Annotated in this window: 24 protein-coding genes and 1 pseudogene; 12 read left to right on the top strand and 13 right to left on the bottom strand. The window is 42.1% G+C overall.

Going from position 1 to position 23188, the window contains the following annotated elements; all coding sequences use genetic code 11:
* Window positions 1-56: 56 nt before the first annotated feature.
* Window positions 57-371 (top strand): hypothetical protein, encoded by a 315-nt coding sequence (locus V7K48_RS33295; RefSeq protein ID WP_335079387.1) that lies wholly within the window; start codon window positions 57-59, stop codon window positions 369-371.
* Window positions 371-1234, top strand: a complete 864-nt coding sequence (locus V7K48_RS33290; protein WP_335079385.1) for an alpha/beta fold hydrolase — start codon at window positions 371-373, stop codon at window positions 1232-1234. Before V7K48_RS33295 ends, V7K48_RS33290 begins: the two co-directional genes overlap by 1 nt.
* A 182-nt stretch (window positions 1235-1416) precedes the next feature.
* Here the strand turns inward: V7K48_RS33290 and V7K48_RS33285 are convergent, their stop codons facing one another.
* The 5 genes from V7K48_RS33285 to carA all read right to left on the bottom strand — a co-directional run bounded on the left by V7K48_RS33285 (window position 1417) and on the right by carA (window position 5696).
* Window positions 1417-1725, bottom strand: coding sequence for a DUF1816 domain-containing protein (locus V7K48_RS33285; RefSeq protein ID WP_335079383.1), 309 nt, complete (start codon window positions 1723-1725; stop codon window positions 1417-1419).
* A gap of 87 nt (window positions 1726-1812) precedes the next feature.
* Window positions 1813-2886 (bottom strand): 23S rRNA (guanosine(2251)-2'-O)-methyltransferase RlmB, encoded by a 1074-nt coding sequence (gene rlmB, locus V7K48_RS33280; RefSeq protein WP_335079381.1) that lies wholly within the window; start codon window positions 2884-2886, stop codon window positions 1813-1815.
* 92 nt (window positions 2887-2978) lie between these two features.
* On the bottom strand, window positions 2979-3458 hold the full coding sequence (locus V7K48_RS33275; protein ID WP_335079379.1) for a Mini-ribonuclease 3: 480 nt from the start codon (window positions 3456-3458) through the stop codon (window positions 2979-2981).
* Window positions 3459-4033: 575 nt separating this feature from the next.
* Window positions 4034-4399, bottom strand: a complete 366-nt coding sequence (locus V7K48_RS33270) for an STAS domain-containing protein (RefSeq protein ID WP_190727785.1) — start codon at window positions 4397-4399, stop codon at window positions 4034-4036.
* Between the two features lie 130 nt (window positions 4400-4529).
* A complete protein-coding gene (gene carA, locus V7K48_RS33265) occupies window positions 4530-5696 on the bottom strand; it encodes a glutamine-hydrolyzing carbamoyl-phosphate synthase small subunit (RefSeq protein WP_335079377.1) in 1167 nt (388 codons plus the stop codon).
* Between the two features lie 211 nt (window positions 5697-5907).
* On the opposite strand from carA, the gene V7K48_RS33260 reads away from it, so the two are divergent.
* Window positions 5908-6957, top strand: coding sequence for a retropepsin-like aspartic protease family protein (locus V7K48_RS33260; protein ID WP_335079375.1), 1050 nt, complete (start codon window positions 5908-5910; stop codon window positions 6955-6957).
* Here V7K48_RS33260 and trpD read toward each other — a convergent pair.
* Complete coding sequence (gene trpD / locus V7K48_RS33255; protein ID WP_335079373.1) at window positions 6887-7966, bottom strand: anthranilate phosphoribosyltransferase; 1080 nt, start codon at window positions 7964-7966, stop codon at window positions 6887-6889. The two genes, V7K48_RS33260 and trpD, sit on opposite strands and share 71 nt — an antisense overlap.
* A gap of 227 nt (window positions 7967-8193) precedes the next feature.
* Between trpD and V7K48_RS33250 the strand changes: the two genes are divergently transcribed.
* The 6 genes and pseudogenes from V7K48_RS33250 to V7K48_RS33225 all read left to right on the top strand — a co-directional run bounded on the left by V7K48_RS33250 (window position 8194) and on the right by V7K48_RS33225 (window position 11498).
* Window positions 8194-8514, top strand: coding sequence for an ArsR/SmtB family transcription factor (locus V7K48_RS33250; RefSeq protein ID WP_335079371.1), 321 nt, complete (start codon window positions 8194-8196; stop codon window positions 8512-8514).
* Window positions 8514-9086 (top strand): SRPBCC family protein, encoded by a 573-nt coding sequence (locus V7K48_RS33245; protein WP_335079369.1) that lies wholly within the window; start codon window positions 8514-8516, stop codon window positions 9084-9086. The genes V7K48_RS33250 and V7K48_RS33245 overlap by 1 nt, the downstream gene beginning before the upstream one ends.
* 121 nt (window positions 9087-9207) lie before the next feature.
* A complete protein-coding gene (locus tag V7K48_RS33240; protein WP_335079367.1) occupies window positions 9208-9546 on the top strand; it encodes a cupin domain-containing protein in 339 nt (112 codons plus the stop codon).
* A 227-nt stretch (window positions 9547-9773) separates the two neighbouring features.
* Window positions 9774-10382 (top strand): annotated as a pseudogene (gene clpP, locus V7K48_RS33235) (ATP-dependent Clp endopeptidase proteolytic subunit ClpP).
* 49 nt (window positions 10383-10431) lie between these two features.
* Window positions 10432-10914, top strand: a complete 483-nt coding sequence (locus tag V7K48_RS33230; protein ID WP_335079365.1) for a hypothetical protein — start codon at window positions 10432-10434, stop codon at window positions 10912-10914.
* Window positions 10854-11498, top strand: coding sequence for a hypothetical protein (locus V7K48_RS33225; RefSeq protein WP_335079363.1), 645 nt, complete (start codon window positions 10854-10856; stop codon window positions 11496-11498). Before V7K48_RS33230 ends, V7K48_RS33225 begins: the two co-directional genes overlap by 61 nt.
* Here the strand turns inward: V7K48_RS33225 and V7K48_RS33220 are convergent.
* Window positions 11459-12304 (bottom strand): DNA adenine methylase, encoded by an 846-nt coding sequence (locus V7K48_RS33220; RefSeq protein ID WP_335079361.1) that lies wholly within the window; start codon window positions 12302-12304, stop codon window positions 11459-11461. The genes V7K48_RS33225 and V7K48_RS33220 overlap by 40 nt on opposite strands.
* Before the next feature lie 359 nt (window positions 12305-12663).
* Window positions 12664-13179 carry a hypothetical protein gene (locus V7K48_RS33215; protein ID WP_335079359.1) on the bottom strand — a complete coding sequence of 172 codons (516 nt, stop codon included), beginning with the start codon at window positions 13177-13179 and terminating at the stop codon, window positions 12664-12666.
* 238 nt (window positions 13180-13417) lie between these two features.
* Between V7K48_RS33215 and V7K48_RS33210 the strand changes: the two genes are divergently transcribed.
* Window positions 13418-13597, top strand: coding sequence for a high light inducible protein (locus V7K48_RS33210; RefSeq protein WP_335079357.1), 180 nt, complete (start codon window positions 13418-13420; stop codon window positions 13595-13597).
* 102 nt (window positions 13598-13699) lie between these two features.
* Here the strand turns inward: V7K48_RS33210 and V7K48_RS33205 are convergent, their stop codons facing one another.
* The 4 genes from V7K48_RS33205 to V7K48_RS33190 form a co-directional block, all read right to left on the bottom strand.
* Complete coding sequence (locus tag V7K48_RS33205) at window positions 13700-14812, bottom strand: hypothetical protein (protein ID WP_335079355.1); 1113 nt, start codon at window positions 14810-14812, stop codon at window positions 13700-13702.
* A 140-nt stretch (window positions 14813-14952) separates the two neighbouring features.
* Complete coding sequence (locus tag V7K48_RS33200; protein ID WP_335079353.1) at window positions 14953-17928, bottom strand: molecular chaperone; 2976 nt, start codon at window positions 17926-17928, stop codon at window positions 14953-14955.
* The gene (locus V7K48_RS35350) at window positions 17897-18106 is read right to left on the bottom strand and encodes a DUF2887 domain-containing protein (protein WP_442949513.1); all 210 of its coding nucleotides are present in this window, start codon (window positions 18104-18106) and stop codon (window positions 17897-17899) included. Before V7K48_RS35350 ends, V7K48_RS33200 begins: the two co-directional genes overlap by 32 nt.
* A 47-nt stretch (window positions 18107-18153) precedes the next feature.
* Window positions 18154-20694: a proteasome protein gene (locus tag V7K48_RS33190; RefSeq protein ID WP_335079351.1), complete on the bottom strand. Its 2541-nt coding sequence runs from the start codon at window positions 20692-20694 to the stop codon at window positions 18154-18156.
* Between the two features lie 411 nt (window positions 20695-21105).
* Between V7K48_RS33190 and V7K48_RS33185 the strand changes: the two genes are divergently transcribed.
* Window positions 21106-21285, top strand: a complete 180-nt coding sequence (locus V7K48_RS33185) for a hypothetical protein (RefSeq protein ID WP_335079349.1) — start codon at window positions 21106-21108, stop codon at window positions 21283-21285.
* Here V7K48_RS33185 and V7K48_RS33180 read toward each other — a convergent pair.
* Complete coding sequence (locus V7K48_RS33180) at window positions 21247-22233, bottom strand: aldo/keto reductase (protein ID WP_335079347.1); 987 nt, start codon at window positions 22231-22233, stop codon at window positions 21247-21249. The two genes, V7K48_RS33185 and V7K48_RS33180, sit on opposite strands and share 39 nt — an antisense overlap.
* Window positions 22234-22428: 195 nt before the next feature.
* Here V7K48_RS33180 and V7K48_RS33175 point away from each other — a divergent pair, with 195 nt between their 5' ends.
* Window positions 22429-23169, top strand: coding sequence for an SDR family oxidoreductase (locus V7K48_RS33175; RefSeq protein WP_335079345.1), 741 nt, complete (start codon window positions 22429-22431; stop codon window positions 23167-23169).
* Window positions 23170-23188: the final 19 nt, after the last annotated feature.

Raw genomic sequence — 23188 nt, 5'->3', positions numbered from 1 at the left:
CTTCCGCCTTGCGGTACTAGCCGTGTGACACAATTAGAATAATATAAGCAACTGCTATGACACAAAGGCTAGATTGGATTGAGGCAATTCTAGAACAAACAGCACAAAGGGCTGAAGCGAATACGGCAGCTATAGATGGTAATAGAGTAGCCATAGAAGCGAATAGAGTTGCGAACGCTCAACTACGCTCAACCGTAAATTCCTTGGTGCAGGTAGTTGAAATCCATCAGCTTAATCACGAGGCAACTCAACCTAACTTTGAAGGAATTGTAACCGAACTCAGAAAAATCAGATCGGAAATTAGAGAGTTGAGAACTGAAAGTCAACGCATTTTAGAACATTTATTCGGTAGACAGGAGAACGGTGAGTAATGAGCGATCGCCATAATCATGCTACTGCTGCACGTCTCAATGTCTACATCCAAGGTCAAGGATTTCCCATTTTGGGCTTACATGGTCATCCTGGTACTGGTCGTAGCCTTTCTGTCTTTACCAATCATTTATCAAAACGTTATCAAACTTTTGCTCCTGATTTACGTGGATACGGCAAAAGCCGCTGCAATAGCAATTTTGATATGAATGACCATTTAACTGATTTAGAAGCGCTGCTAGACCGTTTTAAAATTGAAAAGTGCCTAGTATTAGGATGGTCACTTGGGGGCATTCTGGCAATGGAACTAGCATTACGTTTGCCAGAGCGCGTTACAGGGCTGATTTTGGTGGCGACAGCTGCAAAACCTCGTGGCAGTCATCCTCCGATCACTTGGCAGGATAATTTATATACTGGCGTTGCCGCTCTACTAAACTATATAAAACCGAGTTGGCAATGGAATATTGAAACTTTTGGCAAGCGATCGCTTTTCCGCTACCTAATCCAACAACATACATCTACCACTTACAACTACATCGCCACCGCAGCAGTACCAGCTTATTTGCAAACCTCTCCTGCTGCTACTCGCGCCCTCTATAGTGCAATTGAATCGGGATACAACCGACTTCTAGATTTGCAACAAATACAATGTCCTAGTTTAGTCCTTGCTGGTGACCAAGACCGCCACATCACATCTGATTCCAGCTTAGAAACTGCTCAACACCTTCAAAATTCTCAGTGGCAGTGCTATCCCAATACCGCCCATCTTTTCCCGTGGGAAGTTCCCCAGCAGGTGCTGAATGATATTGACCATTGGCTCAAAGTTCATCCGCAGGTAATTGGTATTGATACTGCCCACGTCTAAAGTAAAGGGGATTCTTGAACAGTCAATATAGACTTTCAAACGTGTGTACCAACCGCCCCGTCAATAGTCAAAAGTCCAAGGGTTTTTGACTATTAAACAAATAATTCGTAATTAGAACTCAAAATTACAAATTATAAATTACGAATTACGAATTACGAATTACGAATTACATTGACTCTGGCCTAACTTAAAATTTGACCGCCAAAGGCAGGCTGTACTTTGCGGTCAAATTTTTCCCCCAAGTCGTCAGCGATTGTTAAAGTATTAGGTTTGCAGCACTTGACATTTACAGCAATTCCCTGCGCTCCTTCTACTTCCAAATCTTCTATATATCCAATGCTTGACAATCTGGCATCAGAAGAATTCAGAAATGGGCCGAAGTAGTACGTGCAGCGGGGATTCTGCGTCACAATCTCTACCCACCAAGCCCAGCCGAGGTAGTCGAATGTGTTAATCAACACTTCCTTGAGGTTATGCCAAATGGTTTTCATGATTTTCGCCGATTTATAAACGTGCTACAGGGTATTAAACAATATACTACTTGATTATCTTTTACATTTCTTTATACTCTTTTACTATTATTTTTTCAAAGAAAATTTTTGTAATCTATCTAAGTGCAGGGTATTTAGCGATCGCTGGCGATAAATTTCATAAAGTGCCATACCCGCTGCTACCGAAGCATTGAGGCTGGGAGTCTTACCCTGTAGAGGAATCGATACTAAAAAATCACAGGAGCGTTGAGTTAACATACTCAGACCTTCACCTTCTGAGCCGATTACCAAAACGATTGGCCCAGTGAAATTGACTGTATGCACGGGTTCACTCCCACTTGCAGCAGCGCCGTAAATCCAAAAGCCAGCTTCTTTCAATTCTTCTAAGGCGCGGCTGAGGTTGACAACTCTAGCTACAGCAAAATTTTCTAAAGCGCCTGCTGCCACTTTCATGACAGTGGAAGTGATCCCAGATGCCCTTCTTTGGGGAATTACCAATCCTTGAGCACCTATTGCTTCGGCAGTGCGAATAATGGCTCCCAAGTTGTGGGGATCAGTAATTCCGTCAGCCACTACAATTACGGCATCGGTTACAGATTTAGACTGTTCAATTAGATCCGGCAATTCCATGTAGGTGTAGGGAGCAATTTGTGCTGCCACACCTTGGTGATTGGCTCCGTTGGTGAGATAGTCTAAGCGCTTGGGTTCAACCTCATCAATAACTGTGCCATTTTCCTTCGCTTGCAGGAGAAAATGGTGAAAGCTGGGATCGTACCGCAGACGGGTAGTAATCCAGAGACGGTTGAGATTGCGCTGATTTTGCAATGCACTCAATACTGGATGACGACCGTAGATGAGATCGCTATCTTCTTCTATCGGTGTAGATACAGATGGCTGGGAGAAGTTGCTATTTCGTTGTCGGGAGTTGCCAATGGGGTTGCTATCTATTTTCTTAGGATTGCGAGTCGGATTAGCAACAGAGATGGGGTTGCTATCTATTTTCCTGGGATTGCGAGTCGGACTAGCAACAGAGATAGGATTGCTATCTATTTTTTTGGGATTGTGAGTGGGGTTAGTAACAACACGCTTACCCGGAGTTTTTACGGGTTGTCCACGATTTTGTTCGCTAGAAGTTTTGACTTTTCTTGGTTTATGCTGCATTTGAGTTATGGATATAGCGTATGGTTGATCATCCCGATTACCTCAATTTCTTGAACCTAATCTAGTGTTGTGGCCATAGTGAAATTGAGTTCTCACTCTTTTTCTATATGAAGTATTTGCAATAGTTCGGTTAGACGCTGGTAATCGGTAAGATACAAGTAGCCAATTAAGGTTTCTAGACTAGTTGCCTGTTGATAAATTTCGGGATTAAGTCGCTTAGGGCGTCCTGTAGCGGCGTTTCTGCCCCGTCGGACAATTTCTAATTCGGTGTCCCTGAGATAAGGAATCAGCGATCGCAAATGTAGCGCTTGTGTTTCCGCTCTTACCTGCCCCACTACCAGACGATGGTAAATTCCTGACCGCTGTAATGGCAACAGATAGAATATTCTAACATATAACTCATAAATTGTATCCCCCAAATATGCTAAAGCATTAGGAGAAATTTGTTGCACTTGTGAAAGGGAAATCTCTTGGAATGGCGCTGTGGTTGCCAAGAGTGCTTGAGTCCAAGATAAACTCTGTTTGGAAGTTTCATCTTGTCCATCTGATAGCTCTTCCTCCTGTGACTTCACAAATAAATCATTCCTTGACGGGCTAGATTTGGCAGGCATTCTTTGCAAAGACTGATTTTTATGAAGTATGCCATGATAGTATACTTAGCATAATTAATACTATCAATACTTCTAATTTCATCTTTTTGATTGAGAGTTGGCATTTTAGATCACCCTGATGTCAACGCCTATAAACCAAATTTCGCCTACTTATTGTAGTATGTGTCTAAAATAGAGTAAAATTTTAACATCAAATTCACCCTCTTACTTGATCAGATTGCCATGCTTACTTAGTAAGCGACAATTTTTAACTATACAGTATCAAGTCAAGTTTACATATAGATAAATCTGCTGGCTTTGTATTTCCTACAACTTTTTCAGACTTGATTGTTTATCCGAATATTCTAACCAGCAATGACATACCCAATAATTGGGTGTCTATACCTTCTTTATTGCTCAACTTTAAACATAATAGCTTAACTGGCTTTGTCCCTCTCCCACAAGGAGAGAGGTTTTCTGCCAGAAGTTTTAAAAATTAAGCTATCCGATGTTGAATCTGGATAGCTGAATTGATCTCTCAGGTCGAGCAATCAAGACTACTTGACGTTTTCTAGAGCTTCTTCAACTGATTTTTGCAGGGAGAGAAACTTCTCTAGGCGAACAAGCTTGACCGTTTGAGTGACGCGGGCATTCGTGACAATTTGCAAAGTGCCCTCAGCAGTTTGAGCCTGTTTGGCTAGCTGCACCAGAGCACCCAAGCCAGAGCTATCAATAAAGTCGATTTGTGAGAGATCCAAAATAATGTGCTTAGGGCCCTCGTCAATCTTGCTGCCAAGTACCTTGCGAAATGTCGGCTCAGAAAAGGCATCTAACAAACCTGTGAGGCGGAATAGCTGACAGTTATCCCGGACTTCACGAGTGCCCCTCAGGCTAACGGTTAGATTCAGTGGTTCAGCAATAATTCCCTCCTCATGAGTTAAAGTGAACGCTCAAGTATAGATGGTTTTTGAGTAAGTTGTCTACAATCTGCTGAAGTAGGGGATAGATTGATTTGATTGCCAGTTGTTTTACCCCATGCCCTATTCCCTATTTTTACCTCACCTCGGCTGCCACACCTTGACGTGCTGTTCGCATGGCTTGAACAAATTGCTCAAACAAGTAATCAGCATCGTGGGGGCCAGGACTGGCTTCTGGGTGATATTGTACGGAGAATACAGGTAGAGATTTGTGACGTACCCCGGCAACGGTGCGATCGTTTAAGTTCAGGTGGCTGATTTCCACAACTGCCGTAGGCAAAGAATCCGGATCAATAGCAAAACTATGGTTTTGGCTGGTAATTTCTACCCGTTGTGGTGAGCCAGCAGGCTGATTTAAACCACGGTGACCAAATTTGAGTTTATAAGTTTCTGCCCCTAGTGCATGACCTAAAATTTGGTGTCCCATACAAATACCAAAAATGGGTTTTTGACTTAACAAGAGCGCTTTGGCAGTTGCAATCCCTTTGGTGACGGCAGCAGGGTCGCCAGGCCCATTAGAAAGAAACACACCATCTGGATTGTAGTTGAGAATTTCCTCTGGTGAGGTATCAGCAGGCACAACAATCACCCGACAACCGTAACTTGTTAGGCGACGCAAAATATTGCGTTTTACGCCAAAATCAAGGGCAACAACGGTAAAGGGTTCTCCAAGATTTTCTGCACTCTCAGAGTTGAATTCCCAAGCTGGAATTGTGGGATCAGACCATTCATAAGCCGTTGGGGTGGTGACTTCACCAACCAGATTCAATCCCGCCATGTTAGGAGCCGCCTGTACTTGCTCTAGCAATTCCGCCTCATCAAGAATGGTTGTGGAAATGCCACCGTTCATGGCTCCGAACATCCGAATTTTGCGGGTGAGGGCGCGGGTATCGATGCCGTAGATCCCTGGTACTTGGTTATGTTTAAGGTAGTCAGGCAAGGATTGTGTCGATCGCCAGTTACTTGGTCGGTGACAAATATTGCGTGCGATCGCACCTCGCACTTGGGGTCGATCTGATTCTTCATCTTCAGGATTGACGCCAGTATTCCCCAATTCAGGATAGGTAAAAATGACTATCTGACCACAGTAACTAGGGTCGGTCAGGACTTCTTGGTAGCCCGTCATGCCAGTGTTGAACACCACTTCTCCGATCGCGGTTCCCGTAGCACCGAAAGACCAACCGCGGTAAGTGGTTCCATCTGCCAGGACAAGTAAAGCTGGTATTGCGTCAGTCAGGGGCATAAGCGATAGATTGGGGATTGGGTATGGGGCATGGGGCATTGGGAAAACTCTTCCCTATTTACTATTTTCTCTGCCTCATGCCCGAATACTGCGATTGTTAATTATCCCATAAGTTGAGCAATTGGGAGTTTTTAAAATAGTTAATTAAAATTAAAAGAGAATTAAAGTAGCGGGAGTGGCTTTGGCAAAGCTTGGGCAGTTAAAATTAATTATGCTTCAGTCCTTTTTATCCCGTGCAACCCTAATTTTTGTATCAAGCGCTCTAGCGGTTTTGTGTGTTGCCTGTAGTGAAGACAAACGGAACACTGTGACTGGTGGCAATGAGCAACCCGTGCCAATTGGTGATCTGCCATCAATACAGCCTGTCGTCAAACCAACAACACCAGCAGCTCCTCCAGAAGCACAGCCACTAGAGCCGTCTGAAAGTGAACCAAGTCTTTTTGAGATGGGGCGAGACAAAGCCGTTGGCGCTTGGAGTATCAGCCAATCTGCTCAATCCCCAGATGATTGGAAATTGGTGGCAAGTCAGTACCAGGATGCGATCGCGCTGATGCGAAGAGTGCGGCGACAAAGCCCAGAATTTGCGATCGCTCAAACCAAGATTACTGAATATCGGCGGCAAATCAAATATGCCCAACAGCAAGCGACTCCTCGCCCTGTGCGCGTTGCCGAACCGAAGAGGATAGTAGTTGTCGTTCCCCACACAGCAGCCACACCAAAGTATACCTTACCTCTATCACCTCCGCAAGAAACAAAATCGTTATCACCAGAGCCAGGTTTGCCCTCATCAGCAGTGGTGATTCCAGATCAAGCAGTATTTACAGCCCCGATTAAAAGGCGGATTGGTGGAACGCCAATTGTCGAAGTCACCTTCAACGGTCAGCAACAATTTGAGATGATTGTGGATACGGGAGCCAGTGGCACTGTGATCACCCAAGAGATGGCCAATGCTTTGGGAATCGTGACAGTGGGGAGAGCTAAGGCAAATACCGCTAGTTCTAGAGCTGTAGAATTTCCTGTGGGCTATGTTAATTCGATGGCAGTTGGCGGGGTAATAGTGAATAAAGTAGCAGTAGCGATCGCAGGCGCAGAATTAGAAACTGGACTTCTAGGACATGACTTTTTTGGCAACTACGATGTTACCATCAAACGTAATGTGATAGAATTTCGCCCGCAATTGCGATCGCAAATCAATTCCCCAGAAACTCAACTAACTGCTCCAACTTCGTCCAAGCTGCGCCACTTTGTAGGATATCCTTAGCGATTTTAATACCTTGGGCGTGATCGAGGAAGGCGATCGCACCCGCTACTTGTAGCGCCAACGACGCATTCAACGCTACTGCATCTTGTTGCGCCTGAGTTCCCTTACCTTGGAGTACCGCCTTGAGAATTACCGCATTCTCTTGGACATCCCCACCCCGAAGCATACCTATGGTAGCAGGCGTTAGATCCAAATCTAGGGGATTAATGGTAGTTACCTGCACTTCTCCATCTGATAACACCGCTAAGTCAGTTTCATCTCCTAATCCAGCCTCATCGAGTTTTTCTCGCCCGTGCAGCACAATCGCTTTTTCCTTGCCCAAATTCTGTAAAGCTTCAGCAACAGTTGCCAAAAGTTTGGGAGTAAATAACCCTACCACTTGCCCAGTTGGACGCAAGGGATTTACTAACGGCCCAAGCAAATTAAAAACTGTTCGCACTTTCAAAGTCCGCCGTAATAAGGCAACCGCCTTGAGGGCTGGATGCCAACCAGGGGCAAACAAGAAAGTGATCCCCACCTCTTGTAGTGCTACTTGCACTTTTTCACTAGAGGCACTCAAGTTTACACCCAAAGCTTCCAAGACATCGGCACTCCCCGTGAGACTTGAAGCTGAACGATTGCCGTGTTTAGCGACTGGTACGCCATAGGCAGCAGCAACAAAAGCAACCGCTGTGGAAATATTAAAGGTTGATGAACCATCTCCACCAGTGCCACAGGTATCTATTACAGTAGCGGGGCGTTTAGCCTGTGGTAAGTGCTGAGTGTTGAGTGGGGAACATTGAGATTGTAATACTTCAGCCATGCCGGTCAACTCGTCGGCAGAAATGCCTCTAAAGTTCAACGCTGTTAAAATAGCCCCTGATAACTCTGGGGGAACCGCTTCACTCAGCCAACCTTGCATCAATTCAGCAGCTTGAGTACGGGACAATGATTGGCCATCTATTAATTGTTGCAGCAGAACATACCAGCTAACAGAGGATTCTTGTGCAGGTATTGGGGGAGTTATCATCGCTAAGGTTTTTGTGGGTATGGGAGCTATCCTACCGAAAAATGAGAAAGTAGCAGCCAAACTTGGGAAACTAAAATCCAACTGATTAGCTTTGCGCCGGATCAGAATAGAAATCAGCTGAAGTACACCAACGATACTTTTTGTTATTCTTCGGAGTTGACATTTAAGCAATTACTTATGTATTATTTAAATAGTTAAGCGTTTGCTTAAATATATGGTTAATTGGAATGAGTAGACCTGCTGCCAGTGCCGATGTTTTTGTGGCGATCGCAGATCCCACACGCAGGGCGCTACTGGATCTGTTACGTAGTGGTGAGCAACCAGTAAAAAAACTAGCCCAGCCATTTGCCATGAGCTTGCCAGCTATTTCTCAGCACTTACAGATTCTTTGTGAAGCAGGCTTAGTACAAATGCGGAAAGCAGGGCGACAGCGCTTCTATCGGCTAAACCCGGAGCCATTGAAACAGATATCTGAATGGATTGCTCATTACGAGCAGTTTTGGCAAGAAAAACTCGATGCCCTTGGCAATTATTTGGAGGAAAATTGATGCTTCAAAACTTGAATATGGAAGTGTTCTATCCCTATCCTCCCCAACGGGTTTGGCAGGTACTCACCAACCGTCAGGCATTGGCAGTATGGTTAATGGAAAACGACTTTGAGCCGCGTTTGGGACACAAATTCCGATTTGTGCATTCGACACTGCCAGGGCTGGAGGGAAACATAGACTGTGAGGTAATTGAACTCGATGAGCCAAAACGGCTTGCGTTCACTTGGCAAGACAGTATGATGTGCCAGCCTTCAATTGTTACCTGGACAATCCAACCCGTAGTTGGGGGTACGAAACTTCTACTCGAACATAAAGGTTTAATTCAAAAAGCCATCAAGCTAAATGAACCGATACAACTTTCCCAACCGTGGCAAGGCAAATTTCTACATGAGTCCAAGGCAGCGACACAGACACTAGCACCAAATAATCGCAGCACTGTATTCTCGTCAATACCCCTCGGTAGATATGAGGTGTTAGATAGTATCGTTCTTAGTTCTTTTCTGAATGGTGGCTGGGACTACAGGTTGAATGAAAAACTACCACAAATTTTAATAAAATATTGCACAATTTAAAGTGTGAATTCACATATTGTCCGCCAATCTCTGCGTTTACAATCAAAAATTGGCAACCTTACAAACTGTGTAAAAAAGTATTAACCAAGCAAAATTAAACTGAATTTTTGTGAAATTAAATATGAATAAACAGACTTTTGTAGAGACTGAAACGGAAACATGGTTTGAGTTTGTGCCTGTTCCAGGAACAAAATTATTGCCACTAGCTGAACCAGTACCAAAAGGTTCAATTCATAGACTAAAAATGATTGCTGGTACAGTGATTCCAGTTCATTACCATCCTTGTGATGAATATGTTTATGTCCTGAATGGAACTATTGAAACTGCTGGACGTGAATGCAAAACAGGAACATTTTGGTTTACGCCTGCTCATACCCAGAATGGCCCTCATAAAGCGATTACCTCCGTTGAGCTTATTACAATTCGTCTTGGTGAAATAGGAATATTTGAGGAGTTATAAAACAATATGCCTGGGTTAAGGCTTGATCCTCCCTAACCCTCTTTAAAAAGGAGGGAATTAAGCCCCCCTTTTTAAGGGGGGTTGGGGGGATCTTCCAGGGCAAAATATCACTAACATCAAGCGTATTGAGTTATAAAATTCCTAATTACTTCAAAAACTCATCCTAAATAATTTCTTAAAAACATAGTGAATTAATTAAAATTTTATCTTTTTTGGAGATATCAAATATGAATTATCCAACTAAACTCAGCATCCCAATGATTATTCAATAATCAGAAAGAGGGGAGCAAGCATTAGATATTTATTCACGCCTACTTGCAGAGCGAATTATCTTTTTGCGAAACGAACTTACAGATGAGACAGCTAACCTCATCGTTGCACAAATGCTATTTCTTGATGCTGAAGATCCAGAGCGAGATATCACATTATATATTAACAGTCCTGGAGGTTCGGTGACAGCAGGAATAGCTATTTACGATGCTATGAATCAAATTCGTTCTGAAGTATGTACTGTATGCATCGGTATTGCCGCCTCAATGGGAGCATTCTTGCTTGCTGCTGGAAATAAGGGCAAAAGATATGCTCTACCAAATGCTCGAATTATGATTCATCAACCATTAGGAGGCACTCAGGGAAAAGCATCTGATATTGAAATTGCAGCCAAAGAAATTTTGTATTTCCGCCAATTAATTAACAAAATCCTCGCTGCCAATACTGGTAAATCGCCAGAGCAGATTGAACTGGATTCTGAACGTGACTTTTTCATGAGTGCCGAAGAAGCAAAAGCCTACGGTTTAATTGATAGTATCATCTTTCAAACATCAATATCTATTTAATCTGTAAATAACTCTAATATCGATAAACAGTAATGGAATGGAAACCAAAATGAAAATACTCATCATTGGTGGCACAAATTTTATTGGCCCTCCTGTAGTCCGTCAACTGATTACAATGGGTCATGAAGTGAGCATATTTCATCGAGGAAAAACTACAACTAACTTACCAGCAGATGTGCATGAAATTTTGGGCGTAGTTTACCGCCGCAGGCATCGCTCCCATCTTTTTGAGATGAAAAGCAAGTTTAGGCAGCTTTCGCCTCAAGTCGTGGTAGATATGATTGCCTATAACGAACAAGATGCACTAACTCTAACGAACACATTTGAGGGTATTGCCCAGCGTGTTGTTGTGATTAGCAGTATGGATGTGTATCGTGCATACGATGTGCTTTGGGCAAGGAATCTGATGTTGTGTCTGTACCACTTACCGAAGATTCGTCCCTGCGCCAACAACTCTGTCCATACTGGGAAATGCCCTCTAGACCGATCGCTGTACCAATTGATTATGAAAAGATTCTGGTGGAGCGCGTAGTGGTGGCATCCAACTTACCCGGAACAATTATACGCCTGCCAATGGTACATGGTTCCAGAGATATCCTGCATCGCTTGTATTCCTATCTTCAGCGAATGGATGATAACCGTCCTGCGATTGTTTTGGAAGACAGTACCGCTCGATGGCGTGGCTCTTACGGCTATGTTGAGAATGTAGCATATGCGATGCCTGCGGCGGGCGGGTACGCCATCGCACTAGCAGTGACAAACGAACGCGCAACTGGTCGCATTTATCATGTCGCTGATGTAGAAGCACTTACCGAAGCTCAACGCATCACCAGAGTCGGGAAAATAGCAGGATGGCAGGGCAAAGTTGTTATCGTACCTAAAAGCCAGTTACCATCAGAATGGAAGTTGCCTGTCAATACAGAGCAAGATTGGTTTGTAGACTCAACTCGTATCCGTCAAGAGTTGGGATATAAGGAAATTGTGCCCCTAGATGAAGCATTGCGACGAACCATTGATTGGCAGAGGACTAATTCACCTCAAGAACCGCAGCAGTTTGCAGCACCGTGGTTACTGGACTATGGAATAGAAGATACGATTTTGTCTAAATTTCGTTGAACTTCGTAGTTAGTAATGAATAGCTCTTTTCCCTTAGCAGCACCAATTTGTTTATAGTTATTCATCCCATACTGCAATTCCCATGCTGAGATATTAGCCAATTTAAAATTTTCTCTAATTTGCTGTGAGTCGTCGTAGGTGATTAGCCAACGATGATGGCATTGTTGTAAAAGTTGAGCAAATCTCTGATGCTCAAAAGAAGTATGCAAGTCACCATCTTTACCATATAGTTTTGATTTTGTAGCACTAAAATATGGTGGATCTAAAAATAAAAATACATCTTCTCCTTTTGCTTTTAATAGGTGGCTATAATCTAAATTAGTAATATGGACATTTTCGCACAGAATATCTTCTAACTTTTCTAGTCGTTCTATTGAAGAATTGGTAAAGCGCTTATGAAAAGCTTCTTGCGAAAATCCACCTGATTCTACAGTTCCTGAAAAAGTAATTCTGTTGAGTACGAAAAAACGAACTGCTCTGTCTAAATCAGATAAATTCTTGACATCTATCTTAGCCAATTCTGCAAAGAGTAATTTGCCATCTGTATATTTGACTTTAATATGCCGAATTTCTTTAACTAATTGAGCTATATCAGATTGAGCTAACTTCCAGAATAAAAAGAGTTCGCGGTTTAAATCGTTAATCCAAATTTTGAGATTAGGAAACTTTTGTCTTAAATAAATGAATACAGAACCACCACCCACAAAAGGTTCTCGAAATTCAGAAAAGCTGTCTGGCAAGTATTCAACTATTTGATTTATTGCTTTCGACTTACCACCAGGATATCGGAGAGGACTTTTGAGCATAATTCGTATAAATGTCACACTTGGGGTAATAACAAACGTCCAAAGCCTTCCTGCTCAAAATGTTGGTCAGGTTTCCTTAGAGGTATGACTATGTGCTTTGAGCAAATTAGCATCAATTTTCATTGATAGTTTTTAATACTAAAAGTTGCTTTTAATCCATCCACTAAATATTCTAGCTTATGAGAAATCAGCGCTTCTCATAAGCTAGCACTCTGAGAACCTTTAAGAGAAATATTCTTAAATTATTCAAACTCTTCTCTGATTTTATGTAAATATTTATCTGATCCTTCTCGTGAGTAAATTATTACTCCAGTTTTATTAAAAATATAATCATAAGAATCTAGAGCCTTTTCAAAAGTTTATGTAAATCTTTCTTCAAATAGATTTTTGTTCCAATGGAGTGCGCTTTGGCGATATGCTAATATTTCACTGATTTGGAATTTAACAAAATCATTAGCAAATTTCTGATTACTCAACCTATTCTTATTAATTTGATCCTTCTTAGTACTTTTTTTTGCTGTTTCGTAATAAGCAAGTACTATATAGATATTAAGCAAATTCATCCAAGAAATTGTCGAGTATTGAATTTTATCTATATCACCATCTTTGCCCTCATCTTTAATCACTGGGATAATAGTTATAACTTTCGATGAATTATATGTATTAAAAATTCTGGCAAATGGATAACTTCTGGTTCTCTTAGGTGATACCCATTTTGAATAAGCTATTTCAGTTGTAGGTGACTTGATTAATCCATAACCTCTTTGTTTATTGATATCAAATGCATCTAAACTAATCCTACTTAAATTCGCACCTAAGTAAGTTTTATAAGTCACTCCCTTGATAAATCCTGTAAAATGCAGAATTCCTGCCATGTCTTCAAACTTTTCTTAATATTTGTCTTTACCAGAGTTTAGCTCAACTTTGGCTATTAAAGCATAGAAATGACCAAGCAAGAGTTAAGCAAACCTGCTAAAATAAAAATACGTATCCGTAATATATATTCACTAAATGAATTCAGTATTGAGTTTATGTTGCAATTACGTAAAAATCTGTTACATTGCTTTACATGCAGTCATAACTGTTACAACCTAAAAGCTCGGAGTATTATTTATGGCAGACGTTAAAAAGACTACGCTTTCGGTTCCAGAAGATCCTAATGCTTTGCGCTGGGGTTTCACTCCTCAGAGCGAAAACTGGAATGGTCGTTTTGCAATGATTGGTTTTTTATCTGTCGTTCTACTTGAAGTGTTTTCTGGCCAAGGGATTTTACACTTCTGGGGCATCCTCTAGATTTAAACGTTTTTACTTTCATTAGATTATGAGGCAAGGCAGCGATTCCCAAAATCGTCTGCCTTGCCTCATAATCTCAAGAATTAGAAAACTCGCCAGCGACTAGCGTGATGAGCGAAATATTACACGACCTGGAGATTCTTCTTGATTAATTCGCGCGTATACCCGAAGACAAGTTAAGACTTCCCCAGGAATACCACCACAATCTAGTTGTAAGTCATCCTTGGATAAAGCACAGATATCTGCATAAAGTCCTGATAATTGGCGAATTCGTACTTCATTACCTGCATTATTTGCCTGATCAGTGACTTTTTTCAGGATGCGTCGTGATTCGTGTTGTAGCTTTCCCCACCAAGAATAGCGTTCAGCTGGTGGTACGAATACTAGGGAATGTATAGCCTCATCCATGTCAATCCAGGCACGCAGATTTAATAACGGATCAGCATTTTCCTCAGCTTTTTGGGTGCGTTGGAAGCGATCGCTTAAAGCATCAATATATTGATGGTGCTGTTCTGGTTTGGAGTGCAAGGAAATGGCATCGAAACTAAAAACGCTCTTTAAAGCATGATGTAAATCTGGGTCTATTTCGATAAAATTCATATATAAAAATAGGAATGCCGCTGGTAAATCGGATGCATTACTTTGGGGAATTTGAGAATTTGAAAGTGCTTGTTGATATAAGCGTAATCCCTGAGTTTGAACAGTACCACTAAGTCCAGGGTAGATAATTTCATCGCGGATAAAGGGAAGTTTATACAGATTAGAATCATCTGCGATCGCACCAACTTCTTGAGCCAAATCCAAGGTGCGCGATCGCCAAGATGCAGCTAAATCCTCTGGGACTCGCAGCAGTTTGCGTTGAATCTCATTCCACAAATCTGAGTCTGTTTGACTTTGCAGTTGTGAATTACCCAGATAATAACTAAGTTCTGAATCAGAATCGAAAGCTTCCCGGAGGTGACTGAGTTTTAACTCTTTTGGGGGCAGTATGATCACATCTTCCCAACCATTATCTGGTTGTGGAGGTTGATCTGGTGATAGTTGCAACAAGGAATGAAGTTCTTGCAGCACCTCATCGCATATCTCTACTCCTGGATCTAGTGGAAATTCTATGCAAGCCTGATTTAAAGTAGCCTCTAGTCCATACAAACTAAACCGCAGTAATTGGGCTAACTCTGAGTTTTCTATCTCTAATAATTGACGCAAGTGCTGCATGAATATCACCTCCAAATATTACCTGTATGTGATTTATAGCAAATTAAATCTGGTAAAAATCTGTATTCCTATGCATTTAAAAATCTTGATTTTTTAACGCAAAGGTTAGCGCAGAGGAACGCAGAGGTTTAATGCAAGAGTTAATGGATGCCGCAAAAGGGATCGCGTTCTTTATCAACTTCGTTAGGCTGCAACTCTAATTCAGCAAGATAAACGCATCCCTCTTGTTTTAGACATTCCTGATTTTTTGATGTCCAGTAAGGCACTTCACCAGCGTGCATCCGCAGAATACCTTGATCATCTAGAGTTACACGATATTGGCAAGGATAATCGGTAGTCACATCTGGTTTACTGAGTGCGCCAATTCTTATCCATTTTTTACTGTTGGTTTGGGCGTCTGTTTGATAAACATAGAAAGTGTGCTGGCTGGTTTGTGGGAAGGGAGGTAAGGGATTACTAATTAACCCGATTCCTGGTTGGGTTACTCCATCTCGGAGATAGTGAAATTTTTGAAATGTTCTACTACAATCATTTCCTACTTCAAATACAAGATGATAGGCATCTGGTTGATCAACAGTTGCCGACTCAATAACATTGACGGCAATATCACCATCATTTAAGTCTTTATTGAAGCGTTCCACAGCAATATTCCAGTTCAATTTACCATTAGCAAATAGTGCTGAAGTTTCTGAAACTACTGATTCTAAATCAATACCAGAAATATCAATTAAATAATGGGGATTTCCCTGACAAAGCAACACGTTAAATTCAAGGGTTTGGTCAATCTCAAACTGGACTTTGATTTTTTTCAGAAATTCTGCTTCTTCCATCCCCAGTTTTTTCATGAGGTTTTTGCCGTCAAAGCTACCCCAAAGTCGTAAATCTCCATCCTCGTAGTCTTGACGATAAATAATATTAGTTAATTGTATTCCTTGCCACGCAGTACGAACTTTGGCGATAGTTTCCCAAGGTGCGAGTTGATAGAGTTCTTGTCCAGCCTTGAATATAGTCAACAAATCGTTACTTTGGGTTTTGCGTTTGAAGTTGCAGGGCAAATAATAAAACAGGTTTTTGACATCAATTTCTAGCTGATTGGCTCCCTTACGCAGCAAGCTTTTAGACTCTTCTGGATCGAATCTCAATCTTCGCAGTTTCTCGGCATAGCAAGCACCAGCGGAGGTGGCTAGCTTAGTAAATTCCAATACAAAGGTAATTCGTTCTGGATTCCAGACGAAGTATGGAGACTTACTAAATTCTTGATAGATTTGGCGCTGTACTATGTCGAGATTACAAGTTTTCCCAGACAGAATTAACCAATCAACTTTTTGGGAATTCCCAGAATCTTTGGTGAGATCATCGGGACGCAAGCGACTTTCCATTAATCCCTTGGCAATACCAATCGCTTCTTTAATTCCGGAAGCGGCGGCTCGTTCAAATTGCTGGTTGTCTAAGGTAACGCAAATGTTATTTGGATCATTGACTTGCAATTTAACGGCGCTTTGGGTAAGCAGTTCAGAAATTTGCTGCTCAGAAAGTGTGAAGGTTAATAGAGAATTCTCTCCTAGTGGCTTTTGTCCAAGCTTAAGTTTAGCTGCTTCTGCATGATCCCAGAGAATATAAAAGGATTGCAGGCGTTGAGGTGCTTGTTGCCAACGGGTAGGCAATACTTTATCGGCAGTATCTAGAGCATCTTTGTAAGCAACATCGCCTTCGGGATTCTCTCTGTCCAGACATTTTAAAAGACTGCCACTTTTGAATTTTCCTTGTTCTAAAAAGCGCTCGTTTAACTCAGAGTTAATTAAATCTTCTAACTTCTCGCTTTCAATATCACCTGTTGTTACTGCTGTCAATAAAAAGTCTGCGATCGCAACTTTTAATAATCTAAAAATTCGCAGTGTAATTAACTCACCGCCTAGCTGTAAATGACCGGATGACCCTAAGAGTTTCGGGGTAAGTTTATAGTAACGTCCTCCTAAACCCCGGTCTTCATAATCAGTAAAAGTAGGGGTTTTGTCTTCTAAAGTCAGTTCAATTAAAGCTAAGTCTGTTGTTCCCCCGCCAATATCCAAGACGAGAACATTTTGTGACCATTTATTGACTGCTTGGTGACAACGGGTTTTGAATGACTCAATCCCAATGTTGAGATTACCGCCAAATTCTCGCCACAAAAAGAATATTGCCACAGAAACGGCTTCATCATAAGCAGTTTGCACATCATCGATTCCCAATTGCTCAACTAATTCTTTAACTTCCTTACGAACAACTGGTGGTGCTACTGTTGGGTAAGTGACAACTGCTGTCAAAAAATTCCCTTCTGAAAATCTGCGTTGTGTACGTTGGCGGTAATCTTCAGTTAACTCGATTAAATGCGCCCAAGCGGATTGGATCAGTTGGTTAGCGGTAATTATTTCTTCTTCACCATCCAAAATCACTGAAAATAACCGCTCCTGACCAAAATAGCGTTTGGGCGAATGGTGAAACCTGCTGATAATTTCTTTTAAAGAACTGCTTGTACCTTGAGCGATCGCTTTTTTTCTGTTATCTCTAGCTTCCCTACCCATCCGCAGTTTTAAGTCCCCTAACTGCGAAATTTCTGACTCGCTAGGAATTTCCGTGTCGCGGCGATCAATATCCAGCACAACTGAGATCAGATTTTGCGACTCTAGGGTAGGGACGCGGAACACGTCATGATAGATTTGGTAAAGTTTTTTGCTGACAGCCCGGCGGAACCTCTCGCTGTTTCCTAAAGAAAGTTCAATTTGGCGAATTGCTTCCAAAAACCGCTCTTTATTATCACTTTCAAAAACTTCACTCAATTTTGTTGGTTCTATCTCCAGATTTTTGCTAATTTCGGCGATAAACTTTTCCCAATCATCATCGCTAACATCTGGTAAAGCCACTGAGGCGGGAGAACTTAGCCATTGTGATAAGCGATCGCGCAACCGCATTTCTTGTTCTTTTGGTAGAATTTCTGCGATCGGCACTTCAATTGGATCAAAAAGTGTGACTGTCGAATTCGATGTACCAAAATCTAAGGCAAACCATCCTGGAAATCTTTTTTGTTGTTTCTCGCTTGGTTGTTGATCAGTATAGTTGTTCAATTGGAAAGGGTTCATTATAGTATAATTTTCTGTTATTTGTTTTATCGCTGGCTAAAAACTGTGGAATCATACCATCAACTGATTCAAAGCAATAGCTAGCAGCTTCGGCTGGTGGCTGTTCTACTAACTCGAAAAGTAACCCTGGGACACGCTTGAAAATTAGATAAAAAATAGCATCACGTCTGCCAAACACATCCTCATAGCTGTACCCGATCGCAATCAGTCATTTTCTGAGTTAGCTTATCTCAAATCATCTGAATAAGAAATAGCGGCGAGTTCTGAAAGAATCTGCAACCAAGTAGGAATTGCTATCTCAGATGGCAATTCCCCAGCTGCCAAATATCTCAGCAAAGTTTCTTTTTTTGAAAGGTTTTGCAGACTAGGAATAATTTGATCCAAAATGCCTTCTATTTCGGAATTAATTTGCTGATTAACTTCGCTAACATACTGCACAAGATGAAGGCTGGCGCTAGCGGTGATTTCATCTCGCAGCCGCAATACTAAAAGTTGATGATTGCTCGATCTGGGTAAACCTTGGCTTTTCTCTGGTGCCCAGTCAAAGATTTGACCAACATTGTGTTTTTCGTCTTGACGTGCTAGGGGAAAGATGATTTCGGGTGCAACGGTTTTATCTTTGCTACTGATTTCCGAGATAATTGCTTCTTTCCATTCATTAGGATCGCATCCTAGTAATAATTTGTAAAAGAGATCAGCATCTTCCAAACCAAATTTTTCTTCGATTTCTTGTTCCATTTCTGGATGGAAAATTACCTGCAATTGGTCGCGTTCTGGGGCTACATAATTTGACAATTGGATCAACAAATCTACCACTGCTTGATGAATGCGATCGCGGGCAAAATCTTCTACTTCTTTAACGGTTTTTTCAAATACTGGATAAAAATCATCACTCTTAGTTGGAAGGGAGCTATTTACACGGTTTCCCCGATCAAATAATTTCCCGGCTGCACCTTTAGATTCTGCCAGAGCGATCGCTCCATTGTTGGCTTTGTTGAAGAGTAAAGTCCACTGGTTCCAATTCAGGATTCTAAAGGTGAGTTCGTCTTTCACTACATCGCTGACAACAACGCCGCGCCGGTCTTTGAGTGGTTCTTTTCCTAAATCTTTTTGAAAATTCCTGTAGATTTTATCCAAGCTTTCGATCACAAAGCGCAACTCGATAAAAGCCGGACTATCTCCTGTGGGGATGCCTTGCTCGTGAATTTCATCTATGATATCCTTCAAATGATCTTGTTGCTGACTCACCACATCAGCAGCTCTTTGAGTATCTTCATACAGTTGCTTCAGACCATGAGTCGCTACGTGGGTTTGAATTAATTCCCGCAGCTTGCTAAGTCCCCCATCTTGACTAAAGTAACCCAGCTGTCTGCCCAAATAGCTGCGAGTGTCAGATTCTAGTAACCGTTCACTTAAGTGTTCCCATTTTTCTTGTAGCCGTTTAGACCGATCTAAGAAATCAGGATAATCTAAATTAGCCAAAAACTCTGGTGAGCCTGCTTTCACTGTAGTAGAACGTTTTGCTAATTCAGCCAATCCCAACAATGGCGACAGTAAAACGATGCGGTCTTTTTGGGTTGTAAAGGCTTCTGCACCGTCAATGGTAGTTTGCAAAACTTTGAGTTTTTGGAAAACCGTTTCTTCCTGCAAATGGCTATCTTCAATCAGTTGATCAAGTTCTCTTTCGCCACCCTCGCTGTCTAAGGGTAATTGATCGAAGCGACCCACACCTACAAGAATTAAATCTTTCAGGTCTTGTCCTGGTCGCTGTTGCTGCATCATTGTAAAGATTTTATTGGCGCGATCGCTACCGGGAGATTTACCATTTAGCAGTACTAAAATCGTCTGTACTTCTGCCAATTCCCGCAGTGACAAAAAGGTATCTCTAGCCCCCGAATTAGCAGCCCCCAATCCTGGAAAGTCGATGAGAATAAATTTAGCTGCGTCTGCAAAATCCCAAATTTCCCGTGATATTTTCACATCGATATCTACGCGGCGGATGAGTGGGAAACTGTTTTGCAATAACTTAGTTGGTAGCCTCTGGGGTGGACTCGGTAATCGGATATGCGCTGGTGGTAGATCCTCAAATTTCAGAGTTTGGATTGCCATTGGCTGTTCGACTAGCTGTAGCCCCTCGCGGGCGGTAGTAGCATCAATCTGGTAGCGCCCACCACACATAACTTCCCCATAGGCCTGATAAGCCCGCAGGAATAATACTAACTCTCTAAGCAAATAACGTAATTCTAAATTGTTACTGTTATTCCATGCTTCCTCACACCAGCCAATAATATCTTTGCCAGAGTTGAGCTTTGATACTGGTATGGGAGGAAGCCCTGCTGCTGTTGTCCGCTTATTGGCTTCCCCTAGCATGAAGCGTAGACACTCATGTACTCCTTCATGAGAAAGATACTCTACAGTAAAATTACTTAATTGAGTAGTTGTAAAGTCGTCTTGTGGGATGATATGTATGGCAGTAACATTACCTGTAGTAGGGTTTTCACTGACTGGCAAAGCATCTGCATATCCAATTAAACTGCCTAAAAGTAAGGTTTTCCCACTACTAAATTCCCCCATCACACCAATTTTCACAGGCGAAGTTGCAAGGTTTACAGTTTTCTGGGCAGCTGACCGTAGACGAAGGAGACAGTCATCAAGACTAGCTGGAACCCAATCTTCTTTTTTAGAAGCGTACTGGGGCACAGAATCTATCTTTCGGAGGATGAATTCGCCGTACTCCTTAAAACGGCCCAGTTTATCTGGTTCCATAAAGTAGTTTCCGCCTAACATTAATTTCTGTGAGCTTTATAACATATAAAATGCGTAAGCGTAGCTTGTTATAGACATCGCCTGCCATTGTTGCAACGTGTTGATATCACATTTAGCATTTCTATCATTTAATTTGCGATTTTGGTATAAGGCGTTTTAAACGAGCAAGACAATTTTGAAAAATCGGGTTTTGCTGGGAAAATCAAAAAAGAATACATTTGTCATAATCCAGTATTCAAAATGAATCAAGTGGAGTTATATACCACCAGATAATTGAAAACTGCCTAGAATAAATGTGGATATTGAACTCTTTTATACATCTGATTTGAAGAGGATGTCCGAAAAGTATTAGGTGAATTCAATGAGACTGTTGGCGAATTAAACGAGGGTATAACCAAACATCCCACAAAAATGGCAGAGGCAATAGTTGCCGTAATCATTCTGGACTTGAAGACTCATACAAAGCTGACAATAAGTGATGACTATCATCACCAATTGTCAGTGCCAGAGATTGCCGTTCTGTTTTCGACTTTGGTAGGCGGTTCAGAGATTTTATGGATTCTCGCGCAGGAAAGTGCCAATCTGATCTAGTTCCTGCTGATTGAGGCGAAATTCTCCAGCACCAATGATTCCTTCCACCTGCTTGGGATTGCGGCCGCCAACGATCGCCCCTGTCAGCGCCGGATTATTTAAAGTCCAAGCGATCGCCACTTCACCAGGGGAGCGATCGTGTTGTTGACCAATGTGCTGCAATACCTCGACTAGTTTCAGGTTACGAGATAGACGTGGCTCCTGAAATTCACTATTCTTTTTGCGCCAATCATCATCTGGGAAATTAGCAACTCGCTCAAGTGTCATCTTTCCTGTAAGCAAGCCAGATTGCATCGGTGAATACACAATCACACCTATATTATTCTCCTTACAAAAAGGCAGAATCTCTTTTTCGACATCGCGCTTAACCAGTGAATAAGGCGGTTGCAATGAGGTAACTGGTGCAATCTCCTGGGCACGTTTCAACTGTTCTACATTGAAGTTTGAAACCCCGATATAGCGAACCTTGCCCTCATCCTTGAGCTTGGCGAGAGTCGTCCAGCCTTCTTCAACTTCTGAGTCAGGGTTGGGCCAGTGGATCTGGTAGAGGTCGATAGTTTCAATATCGAGTCGGCGCAAACTGGCTTCAACCTCCCCCCGCAGAGAATCTGCCTTCAGGCTGTTACCGATTTTGCCCTTTTCATCCCAGATCAGTGAGCATTTAGTGAAAATGTAGGGGCGATTAGATCGACCTTTGAGCGCCTTAGCAACAACCTCCTCCGAATGCCCCAGACCATAGACAGCTGCGGTGTCAATCCAATTAACGCCGAGGTCGAGAGCGCGATTGATCGCAGCGATCGATTCCTGGTCATCCTGCTCTCCCCAACCAAAAGCCCACCCACCTCCACCAATTGCCCAGGCTCCAAAGCCGATTGGGGTAATGTGAAGCTCCGAATTGCCAAGCTGTTTGGTTTGCATATCTACTTTATCCAAAAATTTTTGAGTCAATTGCTAGTGTAGGCTGCAAATATTTTCTCAACCGCTATCTGAAGTGTGAATGACTACTGGTGGAAACACAACAGCCAATCCCTACTTGTGTAGGATTACTAAATCCTGAATGTTGTGTTGATACATACTTCTTATACACTAAACTTACTTCAAGATAGTAACAGTTGTCAGTGTTTATCAAAATAGAGAAGTAATATGTCAGAAGATTTAAAAGGTAAAGTTGCGCTGATCACAGGTGCAAACAAAGGTATCGGGTATGAGATCGCACGCCAATTAGGTTCTAGAGGTGCTACTGTTTTTGTTGGTTCAAGAGATATAAAACGTGGTGAAGAAGCGGCGAATAAACTTCGTTTAAATCAGATTGATGCCCGAACAATTCAGCTTGATGTCATCGACCAGAAAACAATCGACTCTACGGCTGAACAAATCGAGAGCGAATTCGGAAAACTTGACATCCTTGTGAACAATGCTGGGATACTAAGTGATGGCGATCGCCTTCCACCTAGTCAAGTTAATATTGAAACACTGCGACACACTTACGAGACAAATGTATTTGGAGTGTTTGCAGTTACAAAAACGCTGTTGCCACTCTTAAAGAAGTCAAAAGCAGGGCGAATAGTGAATCTATCAAGTGGCTTAGGTTCTCTGACTCTACACTCTGAACCAAATAGTGAGTTTGCTGATTCTAAGTATCTTGCTTATAACTCATCAAAGACAGCAGTGAATGCGCTCACAGTTCTGTTGGCTGCTGAACTTAAAGATACCGCGATTAAAGTCAATGCTGCTAATCCTGGTTACACAGCAACTGACATTAATCAATACCAAGGGCACCGCACTATTGAGCAGGGAGCGATCGCACCAGTGAGACTTGCTACTCTCCCTGATGATGGTTCTACCGGAGGATTTTTTGATGAAAATGGCGTGGTTCCCTGGTAGAAAGTAGGGGGCATTGGGC

The sequence above is a fragment of the Nostoc sp. genome, assembly GCF_036919615.1.
In the GTDB taxonomy this organism is placed as follows: domain Bacteria; phylum Cyanobacteriota; class Cyanobacteriia; order Cyanobacteriales; family Nostocaceae; genus Nostoc.
This window is presented reverse-complemented; position numbering and strand designations above follow the sequence as displayed.